This window comes from Aurantimonas sp. C2-5-R2, assembly GCF_036549495.1.
Classification (GTDB): domain Bacteria; phylum Pseudomonadota; class Alphaproteobacteria; order Rhizobiales; family Rhizobiaceae; genus Aurantimonas; species Aurantimonas coralicida_A.
In genome coordinates this window covers 174133-199737 of sequence record NZ_JAZHLJ010000002.1, presented here as the reverse complement: position 1 = coordinate 199737, position 25605 = coordinate 174133, and the positions used below count along the sequence as shown (strand labels likewise).

26 protein-coding genes are annotated in these 25605 nt (G+C 62.4%); 15 read left to right on the top strand and 11 right to left on the bottom strand.

Features of this window, described 5'->3' with window-relative positions; translation table 11 throughout:
• Positions 1 to 106: 106 nt before the first annotated feature.
• From VQ044_RS01965 to VQ044_RS01945, 5 genes are all read left to right on the top strand, one after another.
• On the top strand, positions 107 to 961 hold the full coding sequence (locus VQ044_RS01965) for a universal stress protein (RefSeq protein ID WP_327646325.1): 855 nt from the start codon (positions 107 to 109) through the stop codon (positions 959 to 961).
• Positions 962 to 1142: 181 nt separating this feature from the next.
• Positions 1143 to 2090 (top strand): Bug family tripartite tricarboxylate transporter substrate binding protein, encoded by a 948-nt coding sequence (locus VQ044_RS01960; protein WP_327624035.1) that lies wholly within the window; start codon positions 1143 to 1145, stop codon positions 2088 to 2090.
• Positions 2091 to 2143: 53 nt separating this feature from the next.
• Complete coding sequence (locus VQ044_RS01955; RefSeq protein WP_327624036.1) at positions 2144 to 2647, top strand: tripartite tricarboxylate transporter TctB family protein; 504 nt, start codon at positions 2144 to 2146, stop codon at positions 2645 to 2647.
• 46 nt (positions 2648 to 2693) lie between these two features.
• A complete protein-coding gene (locus VQ044_RS01950) occupies positions 2694 to 4217 on the top strand; it encodes a tripartite tricarboxylate transporter permease (protein WP_327646326.1) in 1524 nt (507 codons plus the stop codon).
• A gap of 3 nt (positions 4218 to 4220) precedes the next feature.
• Positions 4221 to 5999 (top strand): hypothetical protein, encoded by a 1779-nt coding sequence (locus VQ044_RS01945; protein ID WP_327646327.1) that lies wholly within the window; start codon positions 4221 to 4223, stop codon positions 5997 to 5999.
• A 73-nt stretch (positions 6000 to 6072) separates the two neighbouring features.
• Here the strand turns inward: VQ044_RS01945 and VQ044_RS01940 are convergent, their stop codons facing one another.
• The 7 genes from VQ044_RS01940 to VQ044_RS01910 all read right to left on the bottom strand — a co-directional run bounded on the left by VQ044_RS01940 (position 6073) and on the right by VQ044_RS01910 (position 12761).
• Positions 6073 to 7125, bottom strand: a complete 1053-nt coding sequence (locus tag VQ044_RS01940; protein ID WP_327646399.1) for a ketopantoate reductase family protein — start codon at positions 7123 to 7125, stop codon at positions 6073 to 6075.
• A 317-nt stretch (positions 7126 to 7442) separates the two neighbouring features.
• A complete protein-coding gene (locus VQ044_RS01935; protein ID WP_327646328.1) occupies positions 7443 to 8423 on the bottom strand; it encodes an alpha/beta hydrolase in 981 nt (326 codons plus the stop codon).
• A gap of 89 nt (positions 8424 to 8512) precedes the next feature.
• Positions 8513 to 9451 (bottom strand): ornithine cyclodeaminase family protein, encoded by a 939-nt coding sequence (locus VQ044_RS01930; RefSeq protein WP_327624040.1) that lies wholly within the window; start codon positions 9449 to 9451, stop codon positions 8513 to 8515.
• Positions 9448 to 9999 carry a GNAT family N-acetyltransferase gene (locus VQ044_RS01925; RefSeq protein ID WP_327646329.1) on the bottom strand — a complete coding sequence of 184 codons (552 nt, stop codon included), beginning with the start codon at positions 9997 to 9999 and terminating at the stop codon, positions 9448 to 9450. Before VQ044_RS01925 ends, VQ044_RS01930 begins: the two co-directional genes overlap by 4 nt.
• Before the next feature lie 4 nt (positions 10000 to 10003).
• Positions 10004 to 10849, bottom strand: coding sequence for a 3-mercaptopyruvate sulfurtransferase (gene sseA / locus VQ044_RS01920; RefSeq protein ID WP_327646330.1), 846 nt, complete (start codon positions 10847 to 10849; stop codon positions 10004 to 10006).
• A gap of 101 nt (positions 10850 to 10950) precedes the next feature.
• Positions 10951 to 11715, bottom strand: coding sequence for an alanyl-tRNA editing protein (locus VQ044_RS01915; RefSeq protein ID WP_327646400.1), 765 nt, complete (start codon positions 11713 to 11715; stop codon positions 10951 to 10953).
• Between the two features lie 5 nt (positions 11716 to 11720).
• The gene (locus VQ044_RS01910) at positions 11721 to 12761 is read right to left on the bottom strand and encodes a cysteine synthase A (protein ID WP_327646331.1); all 1041 of its coding nucleotides are present in this window, start codon (positions 12759 to 12761) and stop codon (positions 11721 to 11723) included.
• 293 nt (positions 12762 to 13054) lie between these two features.
• On the opposite strand from VQ044_RS01910, the gene VQ044_RS01905 reads away from it, so the two are divergent.
• The 3 genes from VQ044_RS01905 (at position 13055) to VQ044_RS01895 (ending at position 16216) form a co-directional block, all read left to right on the top strand.
• Complete coding sequence (locus VQ044_RS01905) at positions 13055 to 14086, top strand: hydroxyacid dehydrogenase (RefSeq protein ID WP_327646332.1); 1032 nt, start codon at positions 13055 to 13057, stop codon at positions 14084 to 14086.
• Positions 14087 to 14295: 209 nt separating this feature from the next.
• Positions 14296 to 15708, top strand: coding sequence for a magnesium transporter (mgtE, locus tag VQ044_RS01900; RefSeq protein WP_327624045.1), 1413 nt, complete (start codon positions 14296 to 14298; stop codon positions 15706 to 15708).
• Positions 15709 to 15814: 106 nt separating this feature from the next.
• Positions 15815 to 16216, top strand: a complete 402-nt coding sequence (locus tag VQ044_RS01895) for a MerR family transcriptional regulator (RefSeq protein WP_327624046.1) — start codon at positions 15815 to 15817, stop codon at positions 16214 to 16216.
• A 24-nt stretch (positions 16217 to 16240) separates the two neighbouring features.
• Here VQ044_RS01895 and VQ044_RS01890 read toward each other — a convergent pair whose 3' ends face one another.
• Entirely contained in the window at positions 16241 to 17197 is a 957-nt protein-coding gene (locus VQ044_RS01890; RefSeq protein WP_327646333.1) for a heparan-alpha-glucosaminide N-acetyltransferase, read from the bottom strand.
• 95 nt (positions 17198 to 17292) lie between these two features.
• Between VQ044_RS01890 and VQ044_RS01885 the strand changes: the two genes are divergently transcribed.
• The 3 genes from VQ044_RS01885 to VQ044_RS01875 all read left to right on the top strand — a co-directional run bounded on the left by VQ044_RS01885 (position 17293) and on the right by VQ044_RS01875 (position 20324).
• The gene (locus VQ044_RS01885; protein WP_327646334.1) at positions 17293 to 18123 is read left to right on the top strand and encodes an aldo/keto reductase; all 831 of its coding nucleotides are present in this window, start codon (positions 17293 to 17295) and stop codon (positions 18121 to 18123) included.
• Positions 18123 to 19439 carry a mechanosensitive ion channel family protein gene (locus tag VQ044_RS01880; RefSeq protein ID WP_327646335.1) on the top strand — a complete coding sequence of 439 codons (1317 nt, stop codon included), beginning with the start codon at positions 18123 to 18125 and terminating at the stop codon, positions 19437 to 19439. The genes VQ044_RS01885 and VQ044_RS01880 overlap by 1 nt, the downstream gene beginning before the upstream one ends.
• Positions 19440 to 19574: 135 nt before the next feature.
• Positions 19575 to 20324: a YdcF family protein gene (locus VQ044_RS01875; RefSeq protein WP_327646336.1), complete on the top strand. Its 750-nt coding sequence runs from the start codon at positions 19575 to 19577 to the stop codon at positions 20322 to 20324.
• 36 nt (positions 20325 to 20360) lie between these two features.
• On the opposite strand, the gene VQ044_RS01870 is transcribed toward VQ044_RS01875, so the two are convergent.
• On the bottom strand, positions 20361 to 20657 hold the full coding sequence (locus VQ044_RS01870; RefSeq protein WP_442872877.1) for a DUF3253 domain-containing protein: 297 nt from the start codon (positions 20655 to 20657) through the stop codon (positions 20361 to 20363).
• A complete protein-coding gene (locus VQ044_RS01865) occupies positions 20654 to 21361 on the bottom strand; it encodes a DUF599 domain-containing protein (RefSeq protein WP_327646337.1) in 708 nt (235 codons plus the stop codon). Before VQ044_RS01865 ends, VQ044_RS01870 begins: the two co-directional genes overlap by 4 nt.
• A 238-nt stretch (positions 21362 to 21599) precedes the next feature.
• On the opposite strand from VQ044_RS01865, the gene VQ044_RS01860 reads away from it, so the two are divergent.
• Complete coding sequence (locus tag VQ044_RS01860; RefSeq protein ID WP_327624052.1) at positions 21600 to 21725, top strand: hypothetical protein; 126 nt, start codon at positions 21600 to 21602, stop codon at positions 21723 to 21725.
• A gap of 255 nt (positions 21726 to 21980) precedes the next feature.
• Positions 21981 to 22418, top strand: coding sequence for a DUF1489 family protein (locus tag VQ044_RS01855; protein WP_327646338.1), 438 nt, complete (start codon positions 21981 to 21983; stop codon positions 22416 to 22418).
• 383 nt (positions 22419 to 22801) lie between these two features.
• Here the strand turns inward: VQ044_RS01855 and VQ044_RS01845 are convergent, their stop codons facing one another.
• A complete protein-coding gene (locus VQ044_RS01845; RefSeq protein WP_327624055.1) occupies positions 22802 to 24283 on the bottom strand; it encodes a D-alanyl-D-alanine carboxypeptidase in 1482 nt (493 codons plus the stop codon).
• A 342-nt stretch (positions 24284 to 24625) separates the two neighbouring features.
• On the opposite strand from VQ044_RS01845, the gene VQ044_RS01840 reads away from it, so the two are divergent.
• The gene (locus VQ044_RS01840) at positions 24626 to 25012 is read left to right on the top strand and encodes a phasin family protein (protein ID WP_327624056.1); all 387 of its coding nucleotides are present in this window, start codon (positions 24626 to 24628) and stop codon (positions 25010 to 25012) included.
• 202 nt (positions 25013 to 25214) lie between these two features.
• Positions 25215 to 25604: an ATP-dependent Clp protease adapter ClpS gene (gene clpS / locus VQ044_RS01835; protein WP_327646339.1), complete on the top strand. Its 390-nt coding sequence runs from the start codon at positions 25215 to 25217 to the stop codon at positions 25602 to 25604.
• Position 25605 lies beyond the last annotated feature (1 nt).

The window sequence follows — 25605 nt, the reverse complement described above, 5'->3', positions numbered from 1 at the left end:
CGAGATCATGACCATGCCGGGCCTGCCGCGCGTGCCCTCGTCGGAATCCATCCGGCTCAATGACGAAGGCCTCATCGAAGGCCTGTTCTAGAAGGGATATGCGACCGTGATCCGCGAGATACTCGTTCCGGTACGTGGTGACGGCAAGGGCGACAACGTCCTTGCCCATGCCTCCGCCTTGGCCAGACGGTTCAAGTCACACGTCGTGGTGACCCATTGCCGTCCGAGGCCACAGGACCTGCTGCCCTATGGGGTCCCGGTTCCCACGTTCCTCAAGGATCAGCTGCAAAAGCAGGCGATCGAATTGGCCAACCAGGTCGAGAAGAGCCTGAAAAGCGAATTCGACATGCTGGTTCAAAAATTCGATCTGACGGTCTCCAATGAGCCGATCGCGGGAACGGCGACAGCGACTTGGGTGGAGGAAGAAGGACGCCAGGTCGAAGTGATCAAGCGCCATGGCCGGTTGGTCGATTTGATCGCGGTGGCGCAGCCGGATCGAGCCGGGATGCTCGGCGTCAACAGCCTCAAGGCAGCGCTGTTCCACACGGGCCGGCCCGTGCTGTTGTGTCCGCCGACCGATACGCCGCCGGTGCAGATCGGCACGCACATCGTCATAGCCTGGAACGGTTCGACCGAGGCAGCGCGGGCGGTCGCGCTGAATATCGGACTTTTGGAAGACGCCAGCACCGTCACGATCCTCACCGGTGGTGAGGAGGCGTACGGTACAACGTCCGAAGATCTCGCCAGCTATCTCAAGAACCGTGGGATTACGGCTGAGATCGAGAGGTTTTCGGCCGGCCACAACGTCGGCAAGGAGTTGCTGGAACGCTGCCGGAAGCTCGGGGCGGACCTGATGGTCATGGGGGCCTATGGCGACAGCCATGAGAAGGAGATCATGTTCGGAGGCAACACGCAGACGGTCATCGAATCGACATCGATACCGGTGGTTCTGGTTCATTAGGGAAGAGGTTCAGTGTGGTCCGGGAAATTCCGGACCGATTGTCATCGATTGACGAAGTCCCTAGAGCCTGATTTACAATAAGAACAGCCGTGTAAAACGGCGAGTGTGAATATCGTGCTTGCTAATGCAAGTAAAATTTTAATGGGAGGAAGACAAAATGAATATCAATAGAAGAGTTCTCATGAGTGTCGTCGGTGCGACCGCATTGGCTTCGACTCTGTTCACGGGCGTTGCCAATGCATGGGAGCCGACCAAGCCGGTCGATTTCGTGATCATGGCCGGCGCTGGTGGCGGGGCGGATCAGATCGCCCGCTTCATCCAGTCGGTTGCCGAGAAGAAGAAGCTGACCGTCCGGCCCCTCGTGCCGAACAACAAGGGTGGCGGCTCCGGCGCTGAAGCGCTGATCGCTCTCAAGGGGGCCAGCGATCCGGATCATACGATCCTCGTCACGCTGAATTCCTTCTTCACGACGCCGCTGCGCCAGGAAAATCTGGGCGTCGACATCACCACCTTCACGCCGATCGCGATGATGGGCGTCGATCCGTTCGTCCTTTGGGTCCACAAGGATTCGGGCATCACGAGTTTCGAGCAGTGGGTCGAGAAGGTGAAGGCCGAGGACGGGAAATACGTCATGGGGGGCACCGGCAAGGGGCAGGAAGACTCGCTGGTCATCGCCTGGATGGAGAAGAACTACGGCGTCAAGATCAAGTACATCCCGTACAAGGGCGGCGGCGAGGTCGCCAAGGAGCTTGCGGGCCAGCAGATCATGGCGACCGTCAACAATCCGTCGGAAGCACGCGGGTTCTTTCAATCGGGCGATGTTGTGCCCTTGGTAGCGTTTTCAGATGAGCGGCTGCCGAACCTTCCCGATGTTCCTACCATCAAGGAGCTTGGTAAGGACTTCAGCTACTACAATCAGCGGGCCGTCGTCGGTGCGCCGGGTATGTCGGAGGAAGCCGCGCAGTATTACCGCGATCTCTTCGGGACTATCTACGATTCCGAGGAATGGCAGGGCTACATGAAGTCCGAGAGCTTGGAAGGCCTTCCCATGAATGCCGACGAGCAGAAGACGTATTGGACGACGCAGGTCGATCGCCACAAGGAGTTGTTGAAGGAAATGGGTGAATAAGCCCAAATCCTGACTGAACGATAGCAACGATACTAAGTCTAGGGAGAGCCGGCATGCGCCGCGCAGAAATCGTAACCGCGGGCGTGCTGGCCCTCCTTTCAATATACTTGATGTGGAAAAGTACGGAGCTGGATGTCGGCTACATTCGGGGTGAAGGCCCTGGGGGGGGTGCTTGGCCATTCTGGCTGGCCGGTGTCATGCTGGTTTGCACCGGTGTCATTGCTTTCAATTGGTACCGGCGGACGTCGCCGCCGTCGCAGTCGACCGAACCCTTTCTCGACCCCTATGGGCAAAAGATGCTCGCGCTCGTGGGCGGTGGCATCATCGGGTTCGTCGCGCTGGTAAACATCCTGTCGATGTACGGCGCGATGTTCGTGTTCCTCATCTACTATCTGCGCTTTCTTGGACGTCACAGTTGGGTGATGACGATGACCCTCGCCACCGCGATACCTGTCGTCTTCTTCTTCTTCTTCGAGGCGCTTATGCGCATCACCTTGCCCAAGGGCATGGCGTTTCTCGAGCCGGTGTTCAATGCGCTGAACACGATCATCTACTGATGCGAACGGCTCAGGCAATTATCGAGCCCGCGGGGAGGCGGCAGTTATGATGGAAATTCTGGGGCTACTGGGGGACGGCTTCTGGCTGGCAATCCAGCCCGTCAATCTGATGCTGATCATTATCGGTGTCACGCTGGGACTATTCATTGGCGCGATGCCGGGTTTGGGATCGGTCAATGGCGTTGCCATCCTGCTTCCCATCACCTTCCTCGTCCCACCGGCCTCGGCCATCATCTTTCTCGCCGCGATCTACTACGGTGCCATGTATGGCGGCGCGATCAGTTCGATCACGCTGGGCATCCCGGGGGCTTCGACGGCGGTCGCGACGACCTTCGACGGACGGCCGCTGGCTCTGAAGGGCCGCGCCAGTCTTGCCCTTATCACGGCCGCGGTCGCGTCTTTTGTCGGCGGCACTGTCTCCAACGTGCTGTTCACGGCCTTCGCGCCTCCGCTGGCAACCGTGGCGCTCAGCTTCGGTCCGCCAGAGATTTTCGCGCTGATGCTACTAGCTTTCGCAACCTTTGTGGGCTTGGGCGGCGATGACATCCCGAAGACGATTTTCTCGATCTGCATCGGGCTGGTGTTTGCCGCCGTCGGTTATGATGAGATTTCGGGTGCTCCGCGTCTCGTTTTCCTCGGCATTCCGGGCTTCCTGCACGGCGTGAACTTCCTGGTGCTGGCCATCGGCGTCTACGGCATCGGCGAGATGCTCTGGACCATAGATTCCACCCGCGGCAAGATCACCTCGACGATGGCGAAAATGTCGTTGCGCGGCATCAACGACGACACCAAGGAGGCGTTTCGACGAGGCTGGAAAGGTATGGGCATCGGCTCGTTCCTCGGGTTCTTCGTCGGCATCCTGCCCGCCGCCGGCGCCACTCCCGGTTCGCTGATGTCTTATGGTGTCGCCAAGATGTTCTCGCGCAATCCGAAGGAATTCGGGCAGGGCCATCCGGGCGGTGTCGCCGCACCGGAGGCGGCGAACAATTCCGCCTCGACCGGCGCCATGCTGCCGATGCTGACGCTCGGTATCCCCGGTTCTCCGACGACGGCCATCCTGCTTGGCGGCATGGTCATCTGGGGTCTGACGCCAGGGCCGCGCTTGTTCACCGATCAGCCGGAATTCGTTTGGGGCCTCATCGGTTCGTTCTACGTCTCGAACTTCTTCGCTCTGGTCATCAACATCGCCTTCATCCCGCTGTTCATCTGGATGTTGCGGATGCCTTTCACCGTCTTGGCACCGATGATTTTCATCCTGTCGGTCGTGGGTGGTTATGCCGCGACACAGGACATGCACGACGTCTGGCTGATGTTGATTTTCGGCTTCGGGGCGTTCTTCCTGCGCAAGCTCGATTACCCGGTGGCGCCGGCGGTGCTGGCGATCGTGCTCGGACCGATTGCCGAGCCGACCTTGCGGCAATCGCTGCTGTTCTCATCGGGCGATCCGTCGATCTTCTTCACGCGGCCGATCGCCGGACCGATCACGGTCATCGCCTTGATCCTGATCTTCCTGCCGCTGTTCAAGCTGATCTGGGACAAGACGCGTCGTCCGACCTCGAAACCTGCCTGATCAATGTCGGTCACCGAAAGCCCGGGGGACACGGGGGCCGAATTCGGCCCCTGGAATCCCGGGCTGAGTTCGACGATACCGCAGCGGCTTTTGCCGCTGTCGACCATGTTCCGTCCGGAAAATGTCGAGACCGGCTTTAGGGAGGCTCGCGAACTCGCCGACTTCAGCGGGCTCGACCCCAAGGACACGATTGCCTTTCGCGCGGAACGCTTGATAGTCCATGAGCTGCTGATCCGGGTTACGGCGGACCTGTCGGTGCCGGACGGGCCGGAATACGAGGAACTCGGCATCAACATGCGCGGAATGACCGCGCGGATCTACGACGAGCATGTCAGGCCGCGGCTCGACGGTTTGAAGACAGAGCACGAGCGTCTAGTCAGCCGGGCTCGCGAATTCATCGCCGCGGAGTTGCAACGACTGGACCAGCAGCAGGCGTCGCCAGGCGCGGCGCCGACCGCGAAAAAAGGGTTGCTGGACTGGTTGCTTGGCAGGGAACGGAAGACGACGTCCCCTAAGGCCTTCCCGGATGACAGAGCCGCGCTCGAAGCCGCCACCGCCCGCTGGGCGGGGATGGAAGATCCGTTCGAGGTGGCCTGCGCCAATGCCCTTGCCACGGTCACCAGTGCGGTGGTCCGCACCCATGGCCGGCTACCCTTCGACAAGACGATGATTGTCGACCTTGCGGCCAATTTTTTCATCAACGACTATGGCAGCGCGCGATTGGGTTCTGCGCTGGACCCGATCATCGAAACGGCGTCGAAGGTCGAAGGCTATCGGTATCTTCCGACCCAGACGGAGCCGTTCGTCATGAACGTGAAGGGGGCTTCGGCCGCCGGAAAGAGCACCATCAGGCCGCATCAACGCGCCCTGGCCAAGAAACTCGGTGTGCCCTGGGAGGACTTCGCCCTGGTCAGCCCGGATTACTGGCGCAAACATCTTCTCGACTACGGTTCGCTGGGGGCTGATTACAAATATGGAGCGATGCTCACCGGTCACGAATTGGAGATCATCGACCGGAAGCTCGACCGCTACATGGCCGAAAAGGCCGACCGGGGAACGATGCCGCATCTTTTGATCGACCGGTTCCGCTTCGACAGTTTCAGAACCGGTGACAATCAGGATCGCGGTAGCAATCTGCTGACCCGGTTCGGCCACACCGTTTTCATGTTCTTCATGGTCACCCCGCCGCCGCTCACCGTGGAACGGGCTTGGAAACGCGGGCTGACGACCGGACGGTACAAGGCCGTCGACGATCTTCTCCACCACAATATCGAGGCCTATACGGGTATGCCCGCGCTGTTCTTTTCCTGGACGTTGTCGGACAAGAAGGTTCACTACGAATTTCTCGACAACGATGTGCCGAAAGGCGAGCGCCCGCGTACGATAGCCAGCGGCTGGAACCACCGGATGAACGTCTATGACGTCGATGGTCTGCTGAACATCGAGCGGTTCAGGAAAATAGATGTTCGCGCATCGGGTCCCGGCGAGGTTTACCAGGAGGGAGCCGATATCCTCGCGGAAAACCTGGAATTTCTGCGGCAATGTAGCGAGCGCCTCGACCAGGTTCGGTTCGTCAATCCCAAGACCGACGAGCGATACGGCCTTATCGGGACGGAGAGCGGGGCGTGGTGGGACCGCAGTTTGTCATCCTGTCCGGACGAGCTCTCGGACCTTCTGGAAGGGATCGTTGCGGACGCCGCGACGCATCCTCGAAGCGATACCGCAACCGGAGGCTCGGATATTGAGGACGAAATGAACTACATCATTGGCCATCTGCATTAAACGCGCCGGCAAGCCGCGCCGCTGATCTGTTCCGGTTTCCTGCAAGGCGCCGAGGCGCCTTGCAGGAGCGATGTCACGCCGCCTTCACGCAATTCGCCGCCAGCTTCCGGTCGACCGTGTCGACGGTCGCGTTGAGGGCAGGGTGCTCCATGCCGAGCGACAGTCCAATCCGCTGCACCAACTTGTCCACGCGTTCGATGGTCGTCGCACCGCCGGCAATTGCCCGCGCCGCCGACGATGGCTTCAACAGATTTTCAGCGGCTTTGGCATATTTCTCGAACGGCACAGGATCCTCCGGCGACGCCCCGAGACGGCTGACGATCTCGTTGACGAACGCGTAGATCTCTCGCGACAAATCGATGTCGCCATGGACCGCGTCGCGGATGGAGATGGGGTCTCCGGCGGTGATGCAGCGGTAGTTTCCCGTCGCCAGCATGCTCCACTTGGCAAGCGGAACATACAGCGAATCATGCACGCGAAGCTTGACGGGCACCTCGTGGCCGTCGAGCCGCACGGCGTCGATGTCGGCCGCCAGTTCGGCCAGCAGCCTGTCGTGATCCGGGTTGTCAAAACGCGCGACCTTGAAGTTGGTCGGAAGGCCGACATGCAGGACGTTGGCCTTGTCTTCGGGCGGGCGGAAGGCTTGCGGGTCCGGCGAGCACAGCGTCATCAGCGCAGGGTCGAACTGGTCCCAGATGCGGGCATCGGTGTAGGCGGTCCCGAGTTTGCTACAATCCAGCCCCGGCAGGCGCTTGAGGTAGGGCAGGGGCGGCATGTTCATGATCGACATGCACGGGACCGCCGCTTTGGCCGTCCGGTTCAGCAAATGCCTGAGGGCGGGATCTCCGTATTGCGGTTCCTGCATGGCGAGACAGATTAGGTCGTAATCCGCGGGATCGACTGCCTCCGGCGTGCTCGCATCCACTCGCCCGGGCAAATCGCGGGAGAATAAGCTCCGATGGGCGTCTTGACCCTTGAGGCGAATGCGCACTTCTGTTCCCTCGTCATTGATCAGGGCCGCCGTGGCGGCCCTGCAGAGCAGGGTGACATCATGGCCGGCCATCGCCAGTTTCGTGCCCAGCAATGAGCCATATGAGGCGCCGAGTATGAGAACCTTATGAGGCATTGAGTCTGCTCCCTTATTGCCGTCTGGGGTATCAGCCACATTACCTGGTATACCTAACACCAGAATGCGGGTTCTTCCAGACCGCTTGTCTGAATAGTTGCCGTTACGCAAAAGGTCGGTGGGGAAAGCGGAGGCTCGGCTCCGGCTGAGGCAGAGCTTCGCTACCCCATTCAACCATTGTGCGAGGATGATGGACGGCGGTTTTGGCTAAGTAAAATTCGGAAAATTTATCCGACCCATAAATAAAACTATGGGTGTATCCGAGATGCGCGCTCGGGGCCCACCCACGCAAGCGATCCACGTGGCGAGCGCCGTGCTCAGGGTGATGGCAGCGATCTGATCCAACCGGTGATCTGGTCGGCAAGGGCGTCGGTCGTCTCGGGAGACAGAATGTCGCCCGCGATGACGTGATTCTCCGGATCCCCGCTGGACGGCACCAGAACGGTTTTCGTCGGGCCGCCCCAACGCGCCATCACGTCCTCGGTGGCGGCTGGATCGACAATCTGGTCCTGCGGCGAGAACAGCGCGAGGGCCGGGATCGTGATGGTGGACAGGTCTATCGCCAGGGTGGCGCGGATGAGCGCGGCCATGGGAACGAGCGCGCCGATCGGGTAGGATGTCGTCCAGTTCTCGGCCTGCTTCTGATTGACGGGCGCAAAGCCATGCGTGGCACCTCCGATCCGCGGCAGGATTTTCCGCGTAAAGGGTAGATCTAGAAGGAACGCCCGGCGGTCCCGCAGGCCGAAATTCGGCGAAACCAGCACCAACCCTTCGACCCGGTCCATCAGGCCTGGAATGGTGGCGCCCAGCGTCGCCAACGTGCCGCCGGTCGAGGTCCCGATGACGATGACGCGGTTGCCGATCGTTCGGCCAATTGCGATCGCCTCTGCGAGATCGTTGACCCAGTCGTTGACGCGTGCCTGTTCCATCACGGCCGGATCGCGGCCGTGGCCGGTGAGCCGGGTGTAGAAGAGGTTGGCGTCGAGAGCCTTGGCGACCGTGTCGGCGAGCGGGCGCGTTTCGGCCTTCGTCGCTGAGAAGCCATGGACGTAGACGATGGTGAGCGGTGTCCTGGCGCGCGAGGCGGGAAAGGCCCAGACGATTTCCTTCTGGGCATTCGGCCGCAGGTTGGGGATGTCCGCCTCGCTGCGCAGAAGATAGGCGTCGGGGTCGCCGCCGATCACCGCCGGATCGAACCGGACCGTCGTGTCGACCGGTTCGCGCGGGGCGAGGTACCAGAAGCCGGCTGCCGCCAGCAACAGGACGAAGACGAGGGCAAGGGAGAGACGCAGGATCACGGGAACCGTCCATTCGCGGCGGGAGACGATTCTGCTCTACCGCGTCTGACGCCGTCGGAAAACCATCGGCCGGGAATCCGCATCGCGCCTCAGCCCGCCGCCTCGACGACACGGCGGATGAGGGCCCCGACCATCAGGTCGAGATGCGCGCCGCCGCCGTTCTTGAAGGCGGTGATGGCGTCGGGTCCGCTGCGCCCGGCCGTGCCGGCGCACAAATCCGCGAGGTCGCCGCAGATCGTCTCTTCGACGATTGTCCCGGCGTCAAGCGGGATTTGAATCTCGCCGATATGGCCGAATGTGGTGCGACGCGAATCGACGAAAAGCTCGGAGCGCGTCAGTACCGCGTCGTCGGCCTCGCGCATGTCGGGGCGGAACGCGCCGATCAGATCGACATGGGTACCAGGCTTCAGCCATTCGCCCTTGAGGAACGGCTCGGTGGCCATCGTCGCGGTCGAGACGATGTCCGATTCGCCGACGGCGGATGCGAGATCGATGGCGACCGCGACTGGGACGCGGGCGCTGGAATACTCGGACGCGAGACGCTCGGCTTTCTCGGTCGTTCGGTTCCAGACGGTGACTGCTTCGAGGTCAGGAAAGATCTCGCAATAGGCTTCGATCAGCGAGTTGGCGACGGTGCCGGCGCCGCATATCAGCAACCGGCGGGAGTCCGGGCGCGCCAGCAGCCGGGCGCCGAGGACGGAGTCGCCGGCGGTTTTCCACTTGGTGACCAGAATGCCGTCGATCATGGCGACCGGGGCGCCGGTGGCATCATCGAACAGGATCATTCCGCCCTGGATCGATGGGAGCGGCGGGGCCTTGCCCGGATTGTCCGGATAGATGGTGACGGATTTCAGCGCGATGCCGAGCCCTTCGATCCAGGCGCCGCGATTGAGCATGCTGCGGCCCGACTGCGATAGCAAAAGGTCGCCGATCTCGGCCTCGGGCAGCCGGTGGCCTTCGGCGATCGCGTCGGCGACGGCCGTCCAATCGAGCAGCGGATCAGCCTCGTCGAAACCGATGAACCTCATGTGGTTGCCTTCGCCGCGGCCTGTGTTTTCGCCTCTATCGCCGGCGTCTGGACCCGCCGGGTCGCATAGGGACGAAATCCATGCTTGTGGTAGAGCGGCAGCGCCGCCGGATGGTCGAGCGTGTTGGTTTCCAGCGTCAGACGACCGGCCCCCTCGGCGAACCCGACCGTGATCGCCTTGCTCAACAGGTAGTCGGCGAAGCCACGGCCGCGAAACGCCGGCAGGATACCGAAATGCACGATCCGCGCTTCGCGGAGGGCAGGGCGCATCTCGATCTCGAACCAGCCGGCGACAATCTCGTCGCATAAGAGCACGAAGATACGTGTCGTCTCATTGTGAATTTCCCGGCTCAACTGGTCGTCGGGCAGCAGCCGCGAGGTCCAGTGATGGGCATCGCCCAGCGCCCGGTAAAGCATCCGGTAGCTGTCGAGCCGGATGTCGTGAACGCGCGTCACGGCGAGCGGTTTGTCGCAGGGCGGCGGCGGCACCTCGGTTTGCGGAGGCTCTCGCATTTCCAGGCTAATCACCTGTGTCGTCAGGAGACGCATCGTATCAGCGCCCGGTTTCGACCGGCGTATCGGCGGCCGAGCCCCACTCGGTCCATGAGCCGTCGTAAAGGGCGCACTGGCGGTTGCCGAGCGATTCCAGCGCAAGGTTGAGGACGGCGGCAGTGACGCCCGAGCCGCAACTGGTCACCACCGGCGCCTCGGGATCTAGCCCGGCCTCGGCGAAGATGGCCCGCAACGCCGCCTCCGATTTCAGCCGACCATTTTCGGAGAGCGCCATGAACGGCACGTTGAAGGCGCTCGGCATGTGACCGGCGCGCACCCCGGCGCGCGGTTCAGGCGCTTCACCGGTGAAACGGGCGGCGGGGCGGGCATCGGCGATCTGCAGGCGTCCGTTCATCACCGCGGCCTTGACCTCGTCGAGCGAGGCGACGGCGCTGCGATCGAAGGATGCGGCGAAGGAGACGGCTTCGGGTGAGGCGGCTCCGGTCTCGACCGGCAGCCCCGCCTCTTGCCAGGCCGGAAAGCCGCCGTCGAGCACGCGCACGTCTTTCGCCCCGAAGGTGCGCAGCAGCCACCAGACGCGCGGTGCGGTGAACAGGCCGACGCCGTCATAGACGACGATCGTATCGGTCTCCGAAACGCCGAGATCACCTACAGCCGCGGCGAAGACGTCCGGCGAGGGCAGCGTGTGGGGCAGGTCTGAGGCCGGATCAACGATTTCGTCTTGGTCGAAGAAGACAGCGCCGGGAATGTGCGCGGCGTCGAACTCGGGCCGGCCGAGACGGTTCTGCGCCGGCAGGTACCAGGAGGCGTCGACGATTGACAGGCCCGGCCGGCCGAGATGTTCGGCAAGGTCGGCCGGGGCGATGAGAAACGGGTTCTGGCTCATGGGAGGCCTCGGAAAGGGCGCACCGCGATGATAAGACGGGCGGCCAATTAGAATAGTCCAGCGGCGCGCGCAGCGGCAAGCCCGCGGGCCTGGCGAGAGGGTCAGCCGGGCAAGGGACCGAAACGGATGCGAAAGCGCCGGTTCGACTTGCCCTTCTTTTCGATCTTGCCGATGTGGATGTCGCCGACCTCGCCGGTTTCCTGCACATGAGTGCCGCCGCAGGGCTGGGTATCCACCGAGCCGTTTTCGCCGATGCACACCAATCGGATTCGCCCCGAACCGCGCGGTGGCTTGACGTTGGCGGATTTGACCAGCCCCGGATTGGCATCGAGTTCAGCCTCGGTGATCCAGCGGGTGAAGACCGAATGGTTTGCCGCAACGAGGTCCATCAGCTGCGCGGTCACGCCGGCCTTGTCGGCGGAGGCGTCGGGGATGTCGAAGTCGATGCGGCTCTCCTCCTCGCCGACGGCGGCGCCGGTGATCGGGAACGGGCAGACGACGGTGAGAAGGTGGCAGGCGGTGTGCATCCGCATCAGTTTGTAGCGCCGCTTCCAGTCGACATGCAGCACCAGGGTCTCGCCGGCGGTGGGGAGGGACGCGCCTTCCTCGGCGAGCATCACAACCGTTGCCTTGTCGGGCGCATACACCGTGTCGACGATCTTGATCTGACGTCCGTCAGCGGTCTCCACGAAGCCGCTGTCACCCGGTTGGCCACCACCAGCAGCGAAGAAATTGGTGCGCTCGAAGACCAGGCCACGCTCTCCCTCGATGCGCGTCAGAGGCGCTTCCAAGGTCGAAAGATAGGCGTCGTCCTGATAGACGCGCTCGGTCGCCGCGGGCGCGGCGGCACCGCCCGGTCCTCCCAACACGGTCACCCGACTGTCTCGAACGGGACATCGAACGCGGGCTTGTTCTCGATCCATTCGGGCACCGGAAGGTCCTTGGAGCGCAGGAAATCCGGGTTGAACATCTTCGACTGATAGCGATTACCGTAGTCACACAGGATGGTCACGATGGTGTGGCCGGGACCCATTTCTTTGGCCATCCGGATGGCGCCGGCGATATTGATGCCGGATGAGCCGCCAAGGCACAATCCTTCCTGCATCACGAGGTCGAAGACGATCCTCAGCGCCTCGTCGTCGGGGACCTGAAAGGCGAAATCCGGCGTGTAGCCTTCCAGATTTGCGGTGACCCGGCCCTGGCCGATACCCTCGGTGATCGAGGAGCCTTCCGACTTCAACTCGCCATGGGCGTACCAGTTGTAGAGCGCGGCGCCCATCGGATCGGCGATGGCGGTCTTGATTTGCCCTGAGCGGCGCTTGAGGCCCTTGGCAACACCGGCCAGTGTGCCGCCGGTGCCGACCGCACAGACGAAGCCATCGACCTCGCCGGCCGTCTGGTGCCAGATCTCCTCGGCGGTGGTCACCACATGGCCTTCGCGGTTGGCGACATTGTCGAACTGGTTCGCCCAGATCGCGCCGGCCGGATGACTTTTCGCCAGCTGCGCGGCGAGGCGCCCCGACAGTTTTACGTAGTTGTTCGGATTCTTATAGGGAACCGCCGGCACTTCGATCAGCTCGGCGCCCATCAGGCGCAGAGCGTCCTTCTTTTCCTCGCTCTGGGTCTCGGGAATGACGATCACGGTGCGATATCCGAGCGCGTCGGCAACCAGCGAAAGGCCGATGCCGGTGTTGCCCGCCGTGCCCTCGACAATGATGCCGCCGGGCTTCAACAAGCCTTTTTCCTCGGCGTCGCGGACGATGAACAGGCCGGCGCGGTCCTTGACCGACTGTCCGGGGTTCAGGAATTCCGCCTTGCCGTAGATTTCGCATCCGGTCGTCTCGGATGCCTTGTGGAGCCGGATCAGCGGCGTGTTGCCGATGGCATCGAGAACGGAATTGTAGCGGGACATGAGGCGAAGGACTCGAAAAGCGCGTGGGACAGGGTTCGAGCGAACCTATGGCCGCCGGGCGGGCGAGGCAAGACGATCCTTGCGAAGCGACCGCGTTGTTCCTTCACCACGGCCGCAGTGGGGCGGATCACGCCAGCTTCACGCCGGCCGCTTCTCCCGATCGCGCTTCGGTCGCATATGCCGGTATGGTGTCGCGGCCTTGATCTTGCGGGGCTGTCGTCATCCGTGGTGTGAGTCGAGCAATCCGAAGGCGGTTCGCAGCCGCTACCTTCAACCGCGTCGGAGCGCAGTCCATGCCGAAGCCCCGCCTTCCTCTCGTCATCAGCGCGCCCGAGCCAAGGTCGCTGGACCTGATCTTCTCGCCCGAGGCGCGGCTGGAACTGCATCGGCGCTACGACATCCACGACGCGGACCCGGCCGGCGTTGGATCGCTTGCGCCCGATATCCTGGCACAGGCGCGCTACATCATTGGCCAGCCGCCGCTGACGCGCGAAGCGATAGAGCGGATGACGTCCCTGCGCTGTATCTTCAACGTCGAGAGCAATCTCCTCGACAATATGTCCTACGATACGCTGTTCGCGCGCGGCATCCACGTCGTGACCACCGGGACGGTGTTCGCGGGACCGGTGGCCGAACTCGGCCTTGCCATGGCGCTCAATCTTGCGCGCGGCATCGTCGATGCCGACCTCGCGTTCCGCCAAGGCCGCGAACTTTGGGGTAGCGAGGGCAATCGGACGGCGCGGCTCCTGTCCGGGGCCGATATCGGGATCATCGGCTTTGGCGATCTCGGTCGAGCGCTCAACCGGCTGCTTACCGGCTTCCGCCCGCGTGTGCGGGTCTTCGATCCCTGGCTGCCGTCCTCCATGCTGGTGGAGGCGGGCACAGAACCGGCCGGCCTCGACGAAGTTTTCGCCGAAAGCGATTTCATTTTCGTGGTTGCCTCGGTGACAAGCGAAAATCGCGGCTTTATCGACCGCGATAGCTTCGCGAAGATGCGTCCCGGCGCCGCCTTCATCCTGCTCAGCCGCGCCGACGTCGTCGATTTCCCGGCGCTGATGGACGCTGTCAGCAGCGGTCACATCGTGGCCGCCAGCGACGTCTTCCCGGAAGAGCCGTTGCCACGGGACCATCCGGTGCGCGGTCTTCCAGGCTTTCTGCGTTCGGCGCACCGTGCCGGGGCGATCGATACGGCTTTCAAGAAGATGGGTGACATGGTGCTCGAGGACATGGAACTCATGGATCGCGGTCTGCCACCGATGCGTTGCAAGCGGGCCGAGCGGGAGACGGTTCAGCGCATGCGTTCGCGGCCGGTTACGACGAACTGAGGCCGTGCCTCGTCCTGGGAATTGCGAGCCTCGCGCGCGTGATCTGCATGCGCCAAAGCTTTACTCTGCGGATTTTCTTCTCAGATGATGCGAGGCGCCGAGCGCTGGACTACGGCCGCTTCCGAAGGGGCGGAATATGATCTAAATGCTCGGGGTGACGGTCCCGCTTTTCGGCGGATGCGAATTTTTCCGCTGCAGAGGGAGTGTGCATGGCTGATACGCGGCTCGACGAACATGTACCCGAAGCGGAGGTCCGGTCGGAATTATACGATGAGGACGGCTTCGTTGCCCGCGAGTTTCGCGAGCGCGTCGAGACAGCGATCGCGGCGGGCGATTCCGAGATGCTGCGGGGGGAAATCAGCCCGCTTCACGAGTCCGAGCTCGGCGATGTTCTCGAAGCGCTTGATAAGGACAACCGCCAGGCGCTCGTCCGGCTCCTGGGCGACGCGTTCGATTATACGGCGCTCACCGAGGTCGACGAAGCAATCCGCCTGTCGATCGTCGATGCGATGCCGAACGAGCAGATCGCCGCGGCGGTCCGCGAACTGGAATCCGACGACGCCGTCTACATTCTGGAGGACCTCGAGGAGGAGGATCGCAAGGAGATCCTCGAGCGCCTGCCGTTTCGCGAACGGATTCGGCTGCGGCGTTCGCTCGAATATCCAGAGGAATCGGCCGGTCGGCGCATGCAGACCGAGTTTGTCGCGGTGCCGCCCTTCTGGACCGTCGGCCAGACCATCGACTACATGCGCGAGGAGGAGGATCTACCCGAATCCTTCGCCCAGATCTTCGTCATCGATCCGAGCTTCAAGCTGCAGGGCGCCGTCGACCTCGACCGCATCCTGCGCGCCAAGCGGCCGGAGAAGATCGAAGACATCATGCACGAGACGCGCCACGCGATTCCGGCCGAGATGGATCAGGAAGAAGCGGCGCAGGTCATCGAGCAATACGACCTTCCCTCAGCCGCCGTGGTGGATTCGAACGAACGGTTGGTCGGTGTTCTCGCCATCGACGATGTGATCGATATCATGCAGCAAGAGGCCGAGGAGGACATCAAGCGCCTCGGCGGCGTCGGCGACGAGGAAATCTCCGATACGGTGCTGACCGCCGCGCGGTCACGCTTTTCCTGGCTGCTCATCAACCTCGCGACGGCGATCCTCGCCTCTCTCGTCATCGGGCTCTTCGACGCGACGATCGAGCAGATGGTGGCACTTGCCGTATTGATGCCGATCGTCGCCTCGATGGGCGGCAACGCCGGTACCCAGACCATGACCGTCACCGTTCGGGCCTTGGCCGCGCGCGATATCGACTTTCACAACGCCGGGCGAGTCATTCGACGAGAAACTCTGGTCGGGCTGCTCAACGGTTTGATCTTCGCGGCGATCATCGGCGTCGTGGCGGCCATCTGGTTCGACAGTCGCGGACTTGGCACGGTGATCGCGATCGCCATGGTCATCAATATGCTGGCCGCCGCGCTCGCGGGAATCCTGATCCCGCTGGTGCTCGACCGGCTCGGCGCCGACCCCGCCATCGCGTCCGGCACATTCGTAACGACGGTGACCGACGTTGTTGGCTTCTTCGCGTTTCTCGGGCTCGCGGCCTGGTGGTTCGGCGTCGAGTGAGGACGTCGCTGACGCGGCCGAGCCATTCGTTGAGCATTGAAATTGACTTTGACGTAAATCTATATTCATGCAACGCGGGTCATACGAGGCGGGAACCGGATCGCATATGCGCGAATATTACACGATCACGGAGCTGACGCGGGAGTTCGACATCTCGACTCGCACGATCCGGTTCTACGAGGATGAAGGTCTGATCTCGCCCATCCGACGCGGCCGGACGCGGCTGTTCCGGCACTCCGACCGGCAGCTGCTCAAGAACATCCTGCGCGGCAAGCGGCTTGGTTTTTCGATCGCAGACATCCGCGAAATCATGAACATGTACAAGAGCCCGCCCGGCGAGGCCGCGCAATTGCGGGCGATCATTCGGCGCGTCGGCGACAAGCGGCGTGAGCTCGAACAGAAGCGTCGCGACATCGAGGAGTTGCTGCGCGAACTCGACGCCGCCGAGGAGGCCTGTCTCACGCGCATGGCCGAACTCAGCGTGGGGCAGGGCGCCCGCGCGGGCTGAGGCTGCGTATATCGGCCAGCCCCGCTACTTGGTTTGCTCGAAAGAGCACTGATTGGTGATCTCCCGGATGCGTGTCATCTGGGTTTCGTCCGGGCCACCTCCCATCAGCGCGTCGAAAAGTCCCTGCGCGCGCAACTCCCTTTCCGCGCAACCACAATAGCGCTCGCAGAATTCCCCGTCGCGTTCGGCCAAACAGGCCCGCTGGCAATCGGCGCGGAAGACGGCTTGCGTGTCCGCCGGTGCGGCCAGGGAGAAAACGAAGACCATGCCGAACAAGATCGGCTGGTGCAGCAGGTAGAACAGCAGGGCATGGCGGCCGAGGACGCCCAGCCGCCACATCGGGCGGAGTGCCGGGTTCCAGCCGCGCATCCGGTCGAACACGCTGTGGGCGAGGGCGAAGCGCGCCGCCGCGATGCCTGCCAGGACCGCTCCGAAGAACGGGAAGATCGGAATGAAATCGTTGGAAAACGGGGGGATCTGGTAGAAACCGATCCAGGCGAACCATTTCGGATCGAAGACGGGGTGCGAGATCACGAAGGGCAGGGCGACCGTCACGACGGCGGCGAATGCGGTCACGAGCCAGGGCAAACGAATAAACAGCAACCCGAGCAGGCTGGCGACCGCGATCAATTGCAGGATGCCGAAGAATACGAAGCTGTTCGGCGTGGCGAAAAACGTCACGACCGTGATTGCCACAGCGCCGGCGACCACCTGCGCGAGGCGGATCAGGAAGGGAAGCCAGCGGATCGTTCGCCCGTGAGCAAGTACCAGGCTGACACCGACGAGGAACAGGAAGCTCGAGGCGATGGCGCGCGCGAAGATCTTCCAGCCGCCTGAGCCGGTCAGCCCGCGCTCGACATAGTTGAAGAACTCCAGATCCCAGGCGAAGTGGTAGATCGCCATCGCGAACAGCGCGACGGCGCGCGCGATGTCGATGAACTCGATGCGACCTCGGCTGGTCGGATTGACGGATTGGGACACGCGACTTCCTTGACGCTGGACACCCTTGCGGGCCGCCTATTTTGATGATGGAGGCCGCTGGATCGATTCGGCCCTTTACCCTGGGAAGGCAATTCATGAAGATCATCGAGGCGAACGGCGCGCGCATCCCCGCGATCGGTTTCGGAACCTATACACTCGAAGGCGAGACTTGCGTCGATATGGTGGCGAAGGCAATCGATGCCGGCTATCGCCATCTCGACACGGCCCGCATGTATGGCAACGAGAAGGAAGTCGGCGAGGGAATTCGCCGAAGCGGCATCGATCGCGAAGAGCTGTTCGTCACAACCAAGATCTGGTGGACCGACATTGGTGAGGCCGACCTTGTGCCGACCGCGCGAAAGGCCTTCGAGGCATTGAATATCGGGGCGGTCGACCTGTTGCTGATCCATTGGCCGAACCACGAAATCGCGCTGGAAGAATCGATCGACGCGTTGAACGCGACGATCGGCGAGGAACTGACCAGACATATCGGCGTCGCCAACTTTCCCAGTGCCATGCTCGACGAGGCAGCCGCTATGTCGGCGGCACCGCTCGTCTGCAATCAAGTCGAATACCATCCCTTCCTGAGCCAGGACGATGTTCTGACGGCGTGTCGGCGCCATGACATGGCGATGGTGGCCTATTCGCCCATCGGAAAAGGTGGCGTGCTTCTGGAGAACTCGGTCATTCGCGACGCCGCCCGGCGCCACGGCAAGACTCCGGCACAGATCGTCCTGCGGTGGGAGATTGAACAGGATGGTGTCGGGGCTATTCCGCGGACCTCCCAACCAGATCGGCTGAAGGAGAACATCGACATCTTCGATTTCGCTCTAACCGACGTCGAGCGGCAGGAGATAACGGCGCTGACGCGTCGCCGGGAGAGGCTGATCGATCCCTCCTTTGCCCCGAACTGGGACCGCGCCTGATGGACGAACGGGCGCTGCAGCGGATCGGCGCGGATGTCGTGGAGTGGAGCCAGGATCTTTTCGGCTTCTTCTACCAGCCGTCGTCACTTTTGCAGATTGCGATCGTCACTGCCTGTCTCGCCTTCGCCTGGCTGCTCGATCGCCTGTCGCGTGTGCCGATCGAACTTCAGGTCCGCAAGATCAAAGGCGCGCCAAGGTTCCTGCGTATCGTTGCCGCCATTCGCCGGCGGATGGGCCTGGTGTTCTTCGTCTTGCTCCTGTGGGGCGCCAAGCTCATCGATGCGGCCGCGGGCGGGCCACGCTCCCAGATCGTCGCGATCGTCTTCGACCTTGCGCTCGCCTATCTCGTCATCGCGGTCGCCTCACGAATTGTCCGCAACCGCCTACTGTCGCGCGTGATCACCTTCGTCGCCTGGGGCTTGGCGGCGCTTTCCATTCTCGATCTCATCGGCCCGGTCGCCGAAGTGCTGGACCAGACCGCCCTGACCGTCGGGCAATCGCGCATCTCGGCGCTGCTCGTCATCAAGACCATAGTGGTCCTTGCCGTCACGCTCTGGCTGGCATCGACCGCGGGAAACTTTCTGGATACTCGGGTTCAGCGCAGTGAGGAACTAACGCCCACTCTCCGGGTGCTGATCGGCAAGTTCCTGAAGATCGGCCTGATCCTTTTGGCGCTGGCAGTCGCGCTCGCCTCGGCCGGCGTCGATTTGACGGCGCTGACGATTTTCTCCGGCGCAATCGGTGTCGGTCTCGGCTTCGGTCTGCAGAAGGTGGTCTCGAACTTCATCTCGGGCATCATCATCCTGACCGACCGGTCGATCAAACCGGGGGACACGATCTCGCTTGGCGATACCTTCGGTTGGATCAGGGAACTGCGCGCGCGTTTCGTCTCCGTGGTGACCCGGGACGGACGCGAATATCTGATCCCGAACGAGGACTTCATCACCAACCAGGTGATCAACTGGTCGTTCTCCAACGATCTGGTGCGTATCGACGTCGAATTCGGCGTCTCCTATGATTCCGATCCGCACGAGGTGATACGCATTTCCAAAGAGGCGACCGTCGCGCTCCAACGGGTCGTCAATCACAAGGGTGTCGTTTGCTGGATGACCGGCTTCGGCGACTCCTCCATCGATTTCGTCGTGCGCTTCTGGATCCGCGATCCACAGGCTGGACTCACCAACGTCAAGGGCGAAGTGTTTTTGGCGCTCTGGGATGCGTTCAAGGCAAACGGTATCGCTATCCCGTTCCCGCACCGCGAGATCATCATGCGCACGCCGGTCATCGTGGAAAAGTCCGGCGATGCGGAATCGTGATGGTTTGACTGAGGCTGGCGAGGATACACGGGTCGTCGGCTTCTGATATGAGGGTGCCGCACTACCACCCATGCCAGGAGGCCGGCCCTGTTCTTCTATCTTGCCAAACTCGGCTGGTTTCTCCTGCAGCCGCTGGTGGCCATCCTGCTCCTTGGAGCGCTCGGCTTGCTTGCCGGGCGGCTGCGCTATCGGCGGACCGCCGTGACGCTGTATTCGCTCGCGGCCATCGCGCTGGCGGTCAGTAGCCTGACGCCGGCGGGCTTGGTGATGACGGCGTACCTGGAGAATCGTTTTCCGCGCCCGGAGCTTCCCGCCGAGGTTACCGGGATCATCGTCCTCGGCGGAGCGTTCGACACGCGTGTGGCCCGAACCCGGGGCGTGCCGGAGCTCAATGAGGCCGCCGACAGGGTGACGGCAGCGCTGGCGTTGGCGCGGCGATATCCGGAGGCGAAAGTGCTGTTCAGCGGCGGCGTCGCCGCCGTGTTCGAGGACGACATCCCGGAAACGGAGGCGGCCAGCGAGTTCTTTCTTTCGCTCGGCCTCGCGTCGGAGCGGCTGGTGCTCGACAGTCGGGCGCGCGATACGTTTGAAAACGCGCTCTACGCCAGACAACTCGCACAGCCGAAGCCGGGCGAGACCTGGCTGCTGGTGACGTCAGCCTACCATATGCCGCGTGCCGTCGGAACGTTCCGGGTCGCGCAGTTCCCGGTGCTGCCCTATCCGGTGGACTATCGTACGCCGTCGGGCACCGCGCTGTGGCGCCCGTCGAGCGCCACGACCCGAAATCTGGAGAAGGTGCATTTCGCGATACGCGAGTATCTTGGGCTCCTGGCTTATCGCCTGGCGGGGCGCACCGATGCGCTCATACCTGGCCCCAGAACCTAAGCCTTGGGCCCGCGATTACGCGAATTATTCAGCCGATCAATTCTCGGTCGAGCGGGGTGCGGCCAGACGATAAACGCCCCGAAAATCATGCGGGTCGACGGTCCTGCCCTTGCGGCGGATATCAAGCCGGCCCGCATCGGCCAACCTGACAGCTTCGGCCCGGATCGGCTTCATCAGGCGCCGCCAGTTTTTCTCGTCGGATCCGGCGAGGGCTCGCGCCACCTCGGAGGGGCAGACGGTCTTGCCATCTTCGCGCGCCGCGACCGCCGTTTCGATCGCCTCTGTGATGGTGAGTTGGTCGGGTTGCGGAAACTGTTTCGGATCGTCGGTCAATCGATGAACGCCTTTCGGGCCGGGGAATAGAACTGGCGGTTGGCCAAGATCATGAGGACCAGGAAGGTCGTGAGAAACAGCGCATATGGGCCGAGAAACCAGCCGAGATAGGCCAGTGCGAAGAAGATCGCCCGCAGCCCGGAATTGAAATTCAGGCCGGCTTGCTGGTTGAGCCGCGCCGCACGCACGACGGCTCGTTCGGCTTCGGCGGGGTTCGCCTCTGCATCGGCATGCATCGGAATCGCGCCGATCAGGATCGAGCAATAATTGAACAGGCGATACGCCCAGCCGAACTTGAAGAACGCGTAGGCGAAGATCATCACCAGCCCAAGCAGCTTGAACTCGACCAACGCCCGGTCGAGCCGACCGTAGAATGGCAGATCTGAGGCGATGACCGCGATACGCTCGGCCGAACCCAGCATGGCGAAGGTCCCGCCGATGGCAAAGATGCAGGCCGAAGCGAAAAATGCCGTACCCTGCTGCAGTCCAGCCATGATCGCGGTGTCGATCATACGCAGATCGCGCAGGAACATGACCCGCATCCAGCGTTCCCGCTGCTGGTTGATGGCGCTCGACAGGCCTCGCTCCGCGAACGGTCCTCGTTCCGTGAACCAGCTATAGCCGACCCACACGACGAGGAAAATCACCAGTGCTGCCAGATCGATTGTGTCGATGACCATCGGCCATGCCTCTTCTCGTTCCATTTATGCCCACTCCCACCCAGTCGTAGGCCGCTCGTGCCGAGTCACAACAGTGACAGGCACCTGGGCAAGCGTTCCGTCAAGGTCGGGGCAAGGCTGATGAGTGTAAATTCACCATCCGAAAATTTTCGGGGACAGCATCTTGTGAAGGCGGGGGTTAACCGATATTTAACCACTGCGGATCGCCGGACGGGGGGTCGTAAGCGGTTCGCCAGCTTCATGAATCAGGATTGTGTTTCAAATGGATGACAGCGTGCGCAAGTCGTGCTGGGGCGTAACCGTCTGGACGGTTTCGATCTTCTCGGCATTACTGCTTCTCGGTTTCCTCTTCAGCGTGCCCGAGACGATCGCGATCGCGGCCAACTGACGGCGCGGCCGGAGCGAACCGGCAAGACACCTCATTCGACTGTCCGACAGACGCGGCCCTGTGATGTCATCGCAGGGCCGTTTTGTTCGCTTCGGTATTGAGAAGGCGCTGCGATGGAGACCGTCTGTTGCCGCCTGTTTTCGGGCGAGGCAGCTTCTCGTTCGCGCCTCGGCCGGCAAACCTCGTCCACACCGAAGGCGATTTACCGTTCTCCAGCCTTGACGCAAGACGGGGATTGCCTCGACAAGCGTCGGTATGGCTCTGCATTTGATCAAACTGTGCGTCGGCGTCGAAAGCATCGACGAACTGGAAACGCATGTGGAAAATCGCCTCGCCAGGGCGCGCCGCGGCGGCCTGTCAACCGAGTATACGCACACCACCCGCATGACCCCGACGCGAGTCGACGACATCATCGATGGCGGCTCGCTCTATTGGGTGATCAAGGGCCAGGTCCAGGTACGCCAGCCAATTATGGCCATCCGGCCGTTTACCGACGGGGAGGGAATCAAGCGGTGCCACATTGTGCTGCAACCGGTTCTCGTGCGTACCGTCTGGCAGCCCCGACGCGCTTTTCAGGGATGGCGTTATTTCAAGGCCGAAGACGCGCCGGCCGACATCCCCGATTCCGCATCGGGAGAGGAGCCGTTTCCGCCGGATCTTCGCCGGGAACTGATGGAACTGGGACTTCTGTAATTTTCGCTGGCCGCCCATCGCTGCGAGCGGCGTGCGATCAGCGGAAGCGAAGCCTGACCGCCGGCGCTCCGCAAGGGCCCGCTGTCTTGATCCGGCTGTAACAGACCGGCTGCGACGCCCGCCAGGCCCGGGCGCCGTGCGACAGTAGCAGGCCGACGAGATCCTTTGCCTTCAGGCGGGAGCGCCCTTCGCGGACGTCGGAAAGACGCATCGCCGCCTGCTGCAGTGGATGCAACCCTGCCGAGGAAGAGCGGCCCGGCTGATGTTCTGACGGGACTAGCCCGAGTCTGCTTAGCTCGATCGACATGACGGAACCCTTTTATACACAACACAGGGAAATCGTGGGACTGCGGCCGGTGGCGGTGCCCGCCATCCCGCGCGAGTCAGTTCGCGACCGCGTAGCAATTATAGGCGTTGCGCTTGAGCGCCTCGCAGGCGCTCCGGGCCTGATCCTTGGTGGCAAAACCCGCAAAGCGCGCGCGATGGAGCGTCTGGGAACCGCTTTTGACAGTCTCGGTGAATGGCACCGCCGATGATAGCGGCCCGCCCACCTTGTTCTTGGCTTCGCCGAGCATCGCCATAGCCTGGTCGGCACCGGGGGTCGCGGCGATCTGCACCACCCAGGGCGAGGCTGGCGTCGATGCGGGCGCGGCGCTCGCCGTGACCGAACCGGTCGTCCTCGGGTCTAGGTCCTTGCCACCGGGAATCGCTGACGGCGGAAGCGGAATACCGAAAGCTGCCGGAATGCTGCGACTGGATTCGGGGAACGGAGTCCGCCTCACCGGACGCTCCTGGACGAGGGCGGCCCGCAGAGCGTCTCGGCCGAGGAGAGGGCGGCTCCGCGGTTCCGGTAGGCGGGCGATTGCGGCCGCCGGCTCCGAACCGTAGGCAAGCGCGATACGCTCATCGATCGACGCCGGAATGACTGGCCGGGAATCGGGAACGGGACCGCGCTTGGGCAATTCGGCCACGACGACGTTTCCGATCGCGCGCGAGGCGACCAGCGGGCCGGTGTCGCGCGTGCTGGCCTTGGGGAAATAGCGATTCAGGAGTTCGACCATGTGGTCGTCGCGCGATCGCCCTGAACGCCCTCCCATCACGACGGCGACGAGGCTCTTGCCGTCACGCGCCACCGAACTGACGAGGTTGAAACCGGAGGCGTTGATATAGCCGGTCTTGATGCCGTCAGTTCCCTGGAAGCGTCCCAGGACGCGATTGTGGTTGCCCAACCGGCGTCCGCGAAAACTGTAGGAGCGCGTGCTGAAATATTTGTAATATTCCGGAAAATGCTCCCTGAGCGCGATGCCGAGCGTCGCCATATCGCGGGCCGTGGTTCGCTGCGCGTTGTCCGGCAGGCCGTTGGCATTGCGAAAGGTCGTCGCACGCATGCCGATCCTGCGCGCCTTCGCCGTCATCTGCTCCGCGAAGGTCGATTCCGAACCGGCAAGGAATTCCGCCAGGACGACGGCGGCGTCGTTGGCGGACTTGGTGACGAGCGCGTAGATACCTTCCTCGACCGTCAGCGTGGACCCGGTTTTCAACCCCAGCTTCGAGGGCGGTCGGCCGGCCGCATAGGCCGAGACGGGCATCTGGCTCCCAAGCGAAGCTCGCCTGTTCTTCAAGGCATCGAAGGTCATGTACAGGGTCATCATCTTGGTCAGCGACGCGGGATAACGCGGCGCGTCGGCATTCTCCGAATACAGCACCTGACCATTGTTGGCGTCGATGACAAAGCCGGCATATTTCGGATTGGCGTCGGCACCGGCGGCATGGGTCAGCGAAAGACCCGCCCCCATGGCGGCGAGCACGAACATCCTGGTCAGTTTTCTGGCGGCGGTCTTGAGTCCGTCGAATTGGTTACGCACGCGGCAACTCTCTCACTCGGGCAACACGTGACGGCGTGGGGCAGCGGAAAGGAACAGGCCCTGAAGGCTGGTCGCCATTCCACCCACACAACGTCGGCTTATTGTCCACGAGCGTAATCCGGCCGACTTACCAATCGGTTTATGGTTGTCGAATTGTTCGATCGCTGCATCGCAATCGACCGATTCGAGAGACTGCACTACCCGATAGTGCGAAGCGAATTTCGCACTGCAGCGTACTCTTGATTTTTATTGTGCATCGCAATATATTATGACTGCCATCGGGCGCGGATCGCGATCATGCGCAACTGCCCCGCCGAACCACCAATCTCAGGGATTCGCACGATGAACGTTTACGAAGACGCCAGCAAAATCACTCAGGAAGCCATGGACAACGCGGTCAAGTCGGCGTCCGTCGTGACGAAGGGTTTCCAGCAGATCGCGGCGGAAACGTCGGATTTCACCAAGCGCGCCTACGAACAACAGGCGGAGATGCTGGAGAAGCTGTTCAAGACCAAGACCCTGGACAAGGGCATCGAGCTGCAGACCGATTACGCCAAGACCGCCTATCAGAGCTGGGTCTCCCAGGCGACGCGGATGGGCGAGATCTATGCCGACCTTGCCAAGCAGGCCTACAAGCCTTTCGAGCAGACGGCGCTGACCGCCGCGGATACGGGCAGCCGCACCGCCAAGCAGGCGGCTCAGTCGGTAGAAAAGAAGGCCGCCGCCTGATTTCCGGCATGTGAGCCGCCCGCAAGGACGGCTCCAGCCCCACGCAATATGTCGAAAAGGCCTGGCGGCTTGCCGGGCCTTTTTTGCGTTATCCTGGTCGGGCCGATCGTCGGCGGTCGACATGAACTCGCAATGATGCTTTGCCGCGAACGCGAGCCGTCTTAAAATCCCGGCCTCGGCACATACATACGATGCGATGACGATGGTGGCTGATTTGAGCGAAGACGCATTTCCGACCCGCGGCGGTGGTTTGGCCGCCAAGGCTCAGGCCGGCCGGGGGGATAAGGACGATACTGAGCGCGGAACGTCCGTCATCACGCGGACAAAGCCGAAAACCAAGAAGCCGAGCCTTTACAGGGTGCTGCTTCTGAACGACGATTACACTCCGATGGAGTTTGTCATTCACGTTCTGGAGCGGTTCTTTCAGAAGGATCGCGAGGCAGCCACCAGGGTCATGCTGCATGTGCACAACCACGGTGTTGGCGAATGTGGGGTCTTTACCTACGAGGTAGCGGAGACGAAGGTCACGCAGGTCATGGATTTCGCCCGCCAACATCAACATCCGCTGCAATGCGTGATGGAAAAGAACTGAG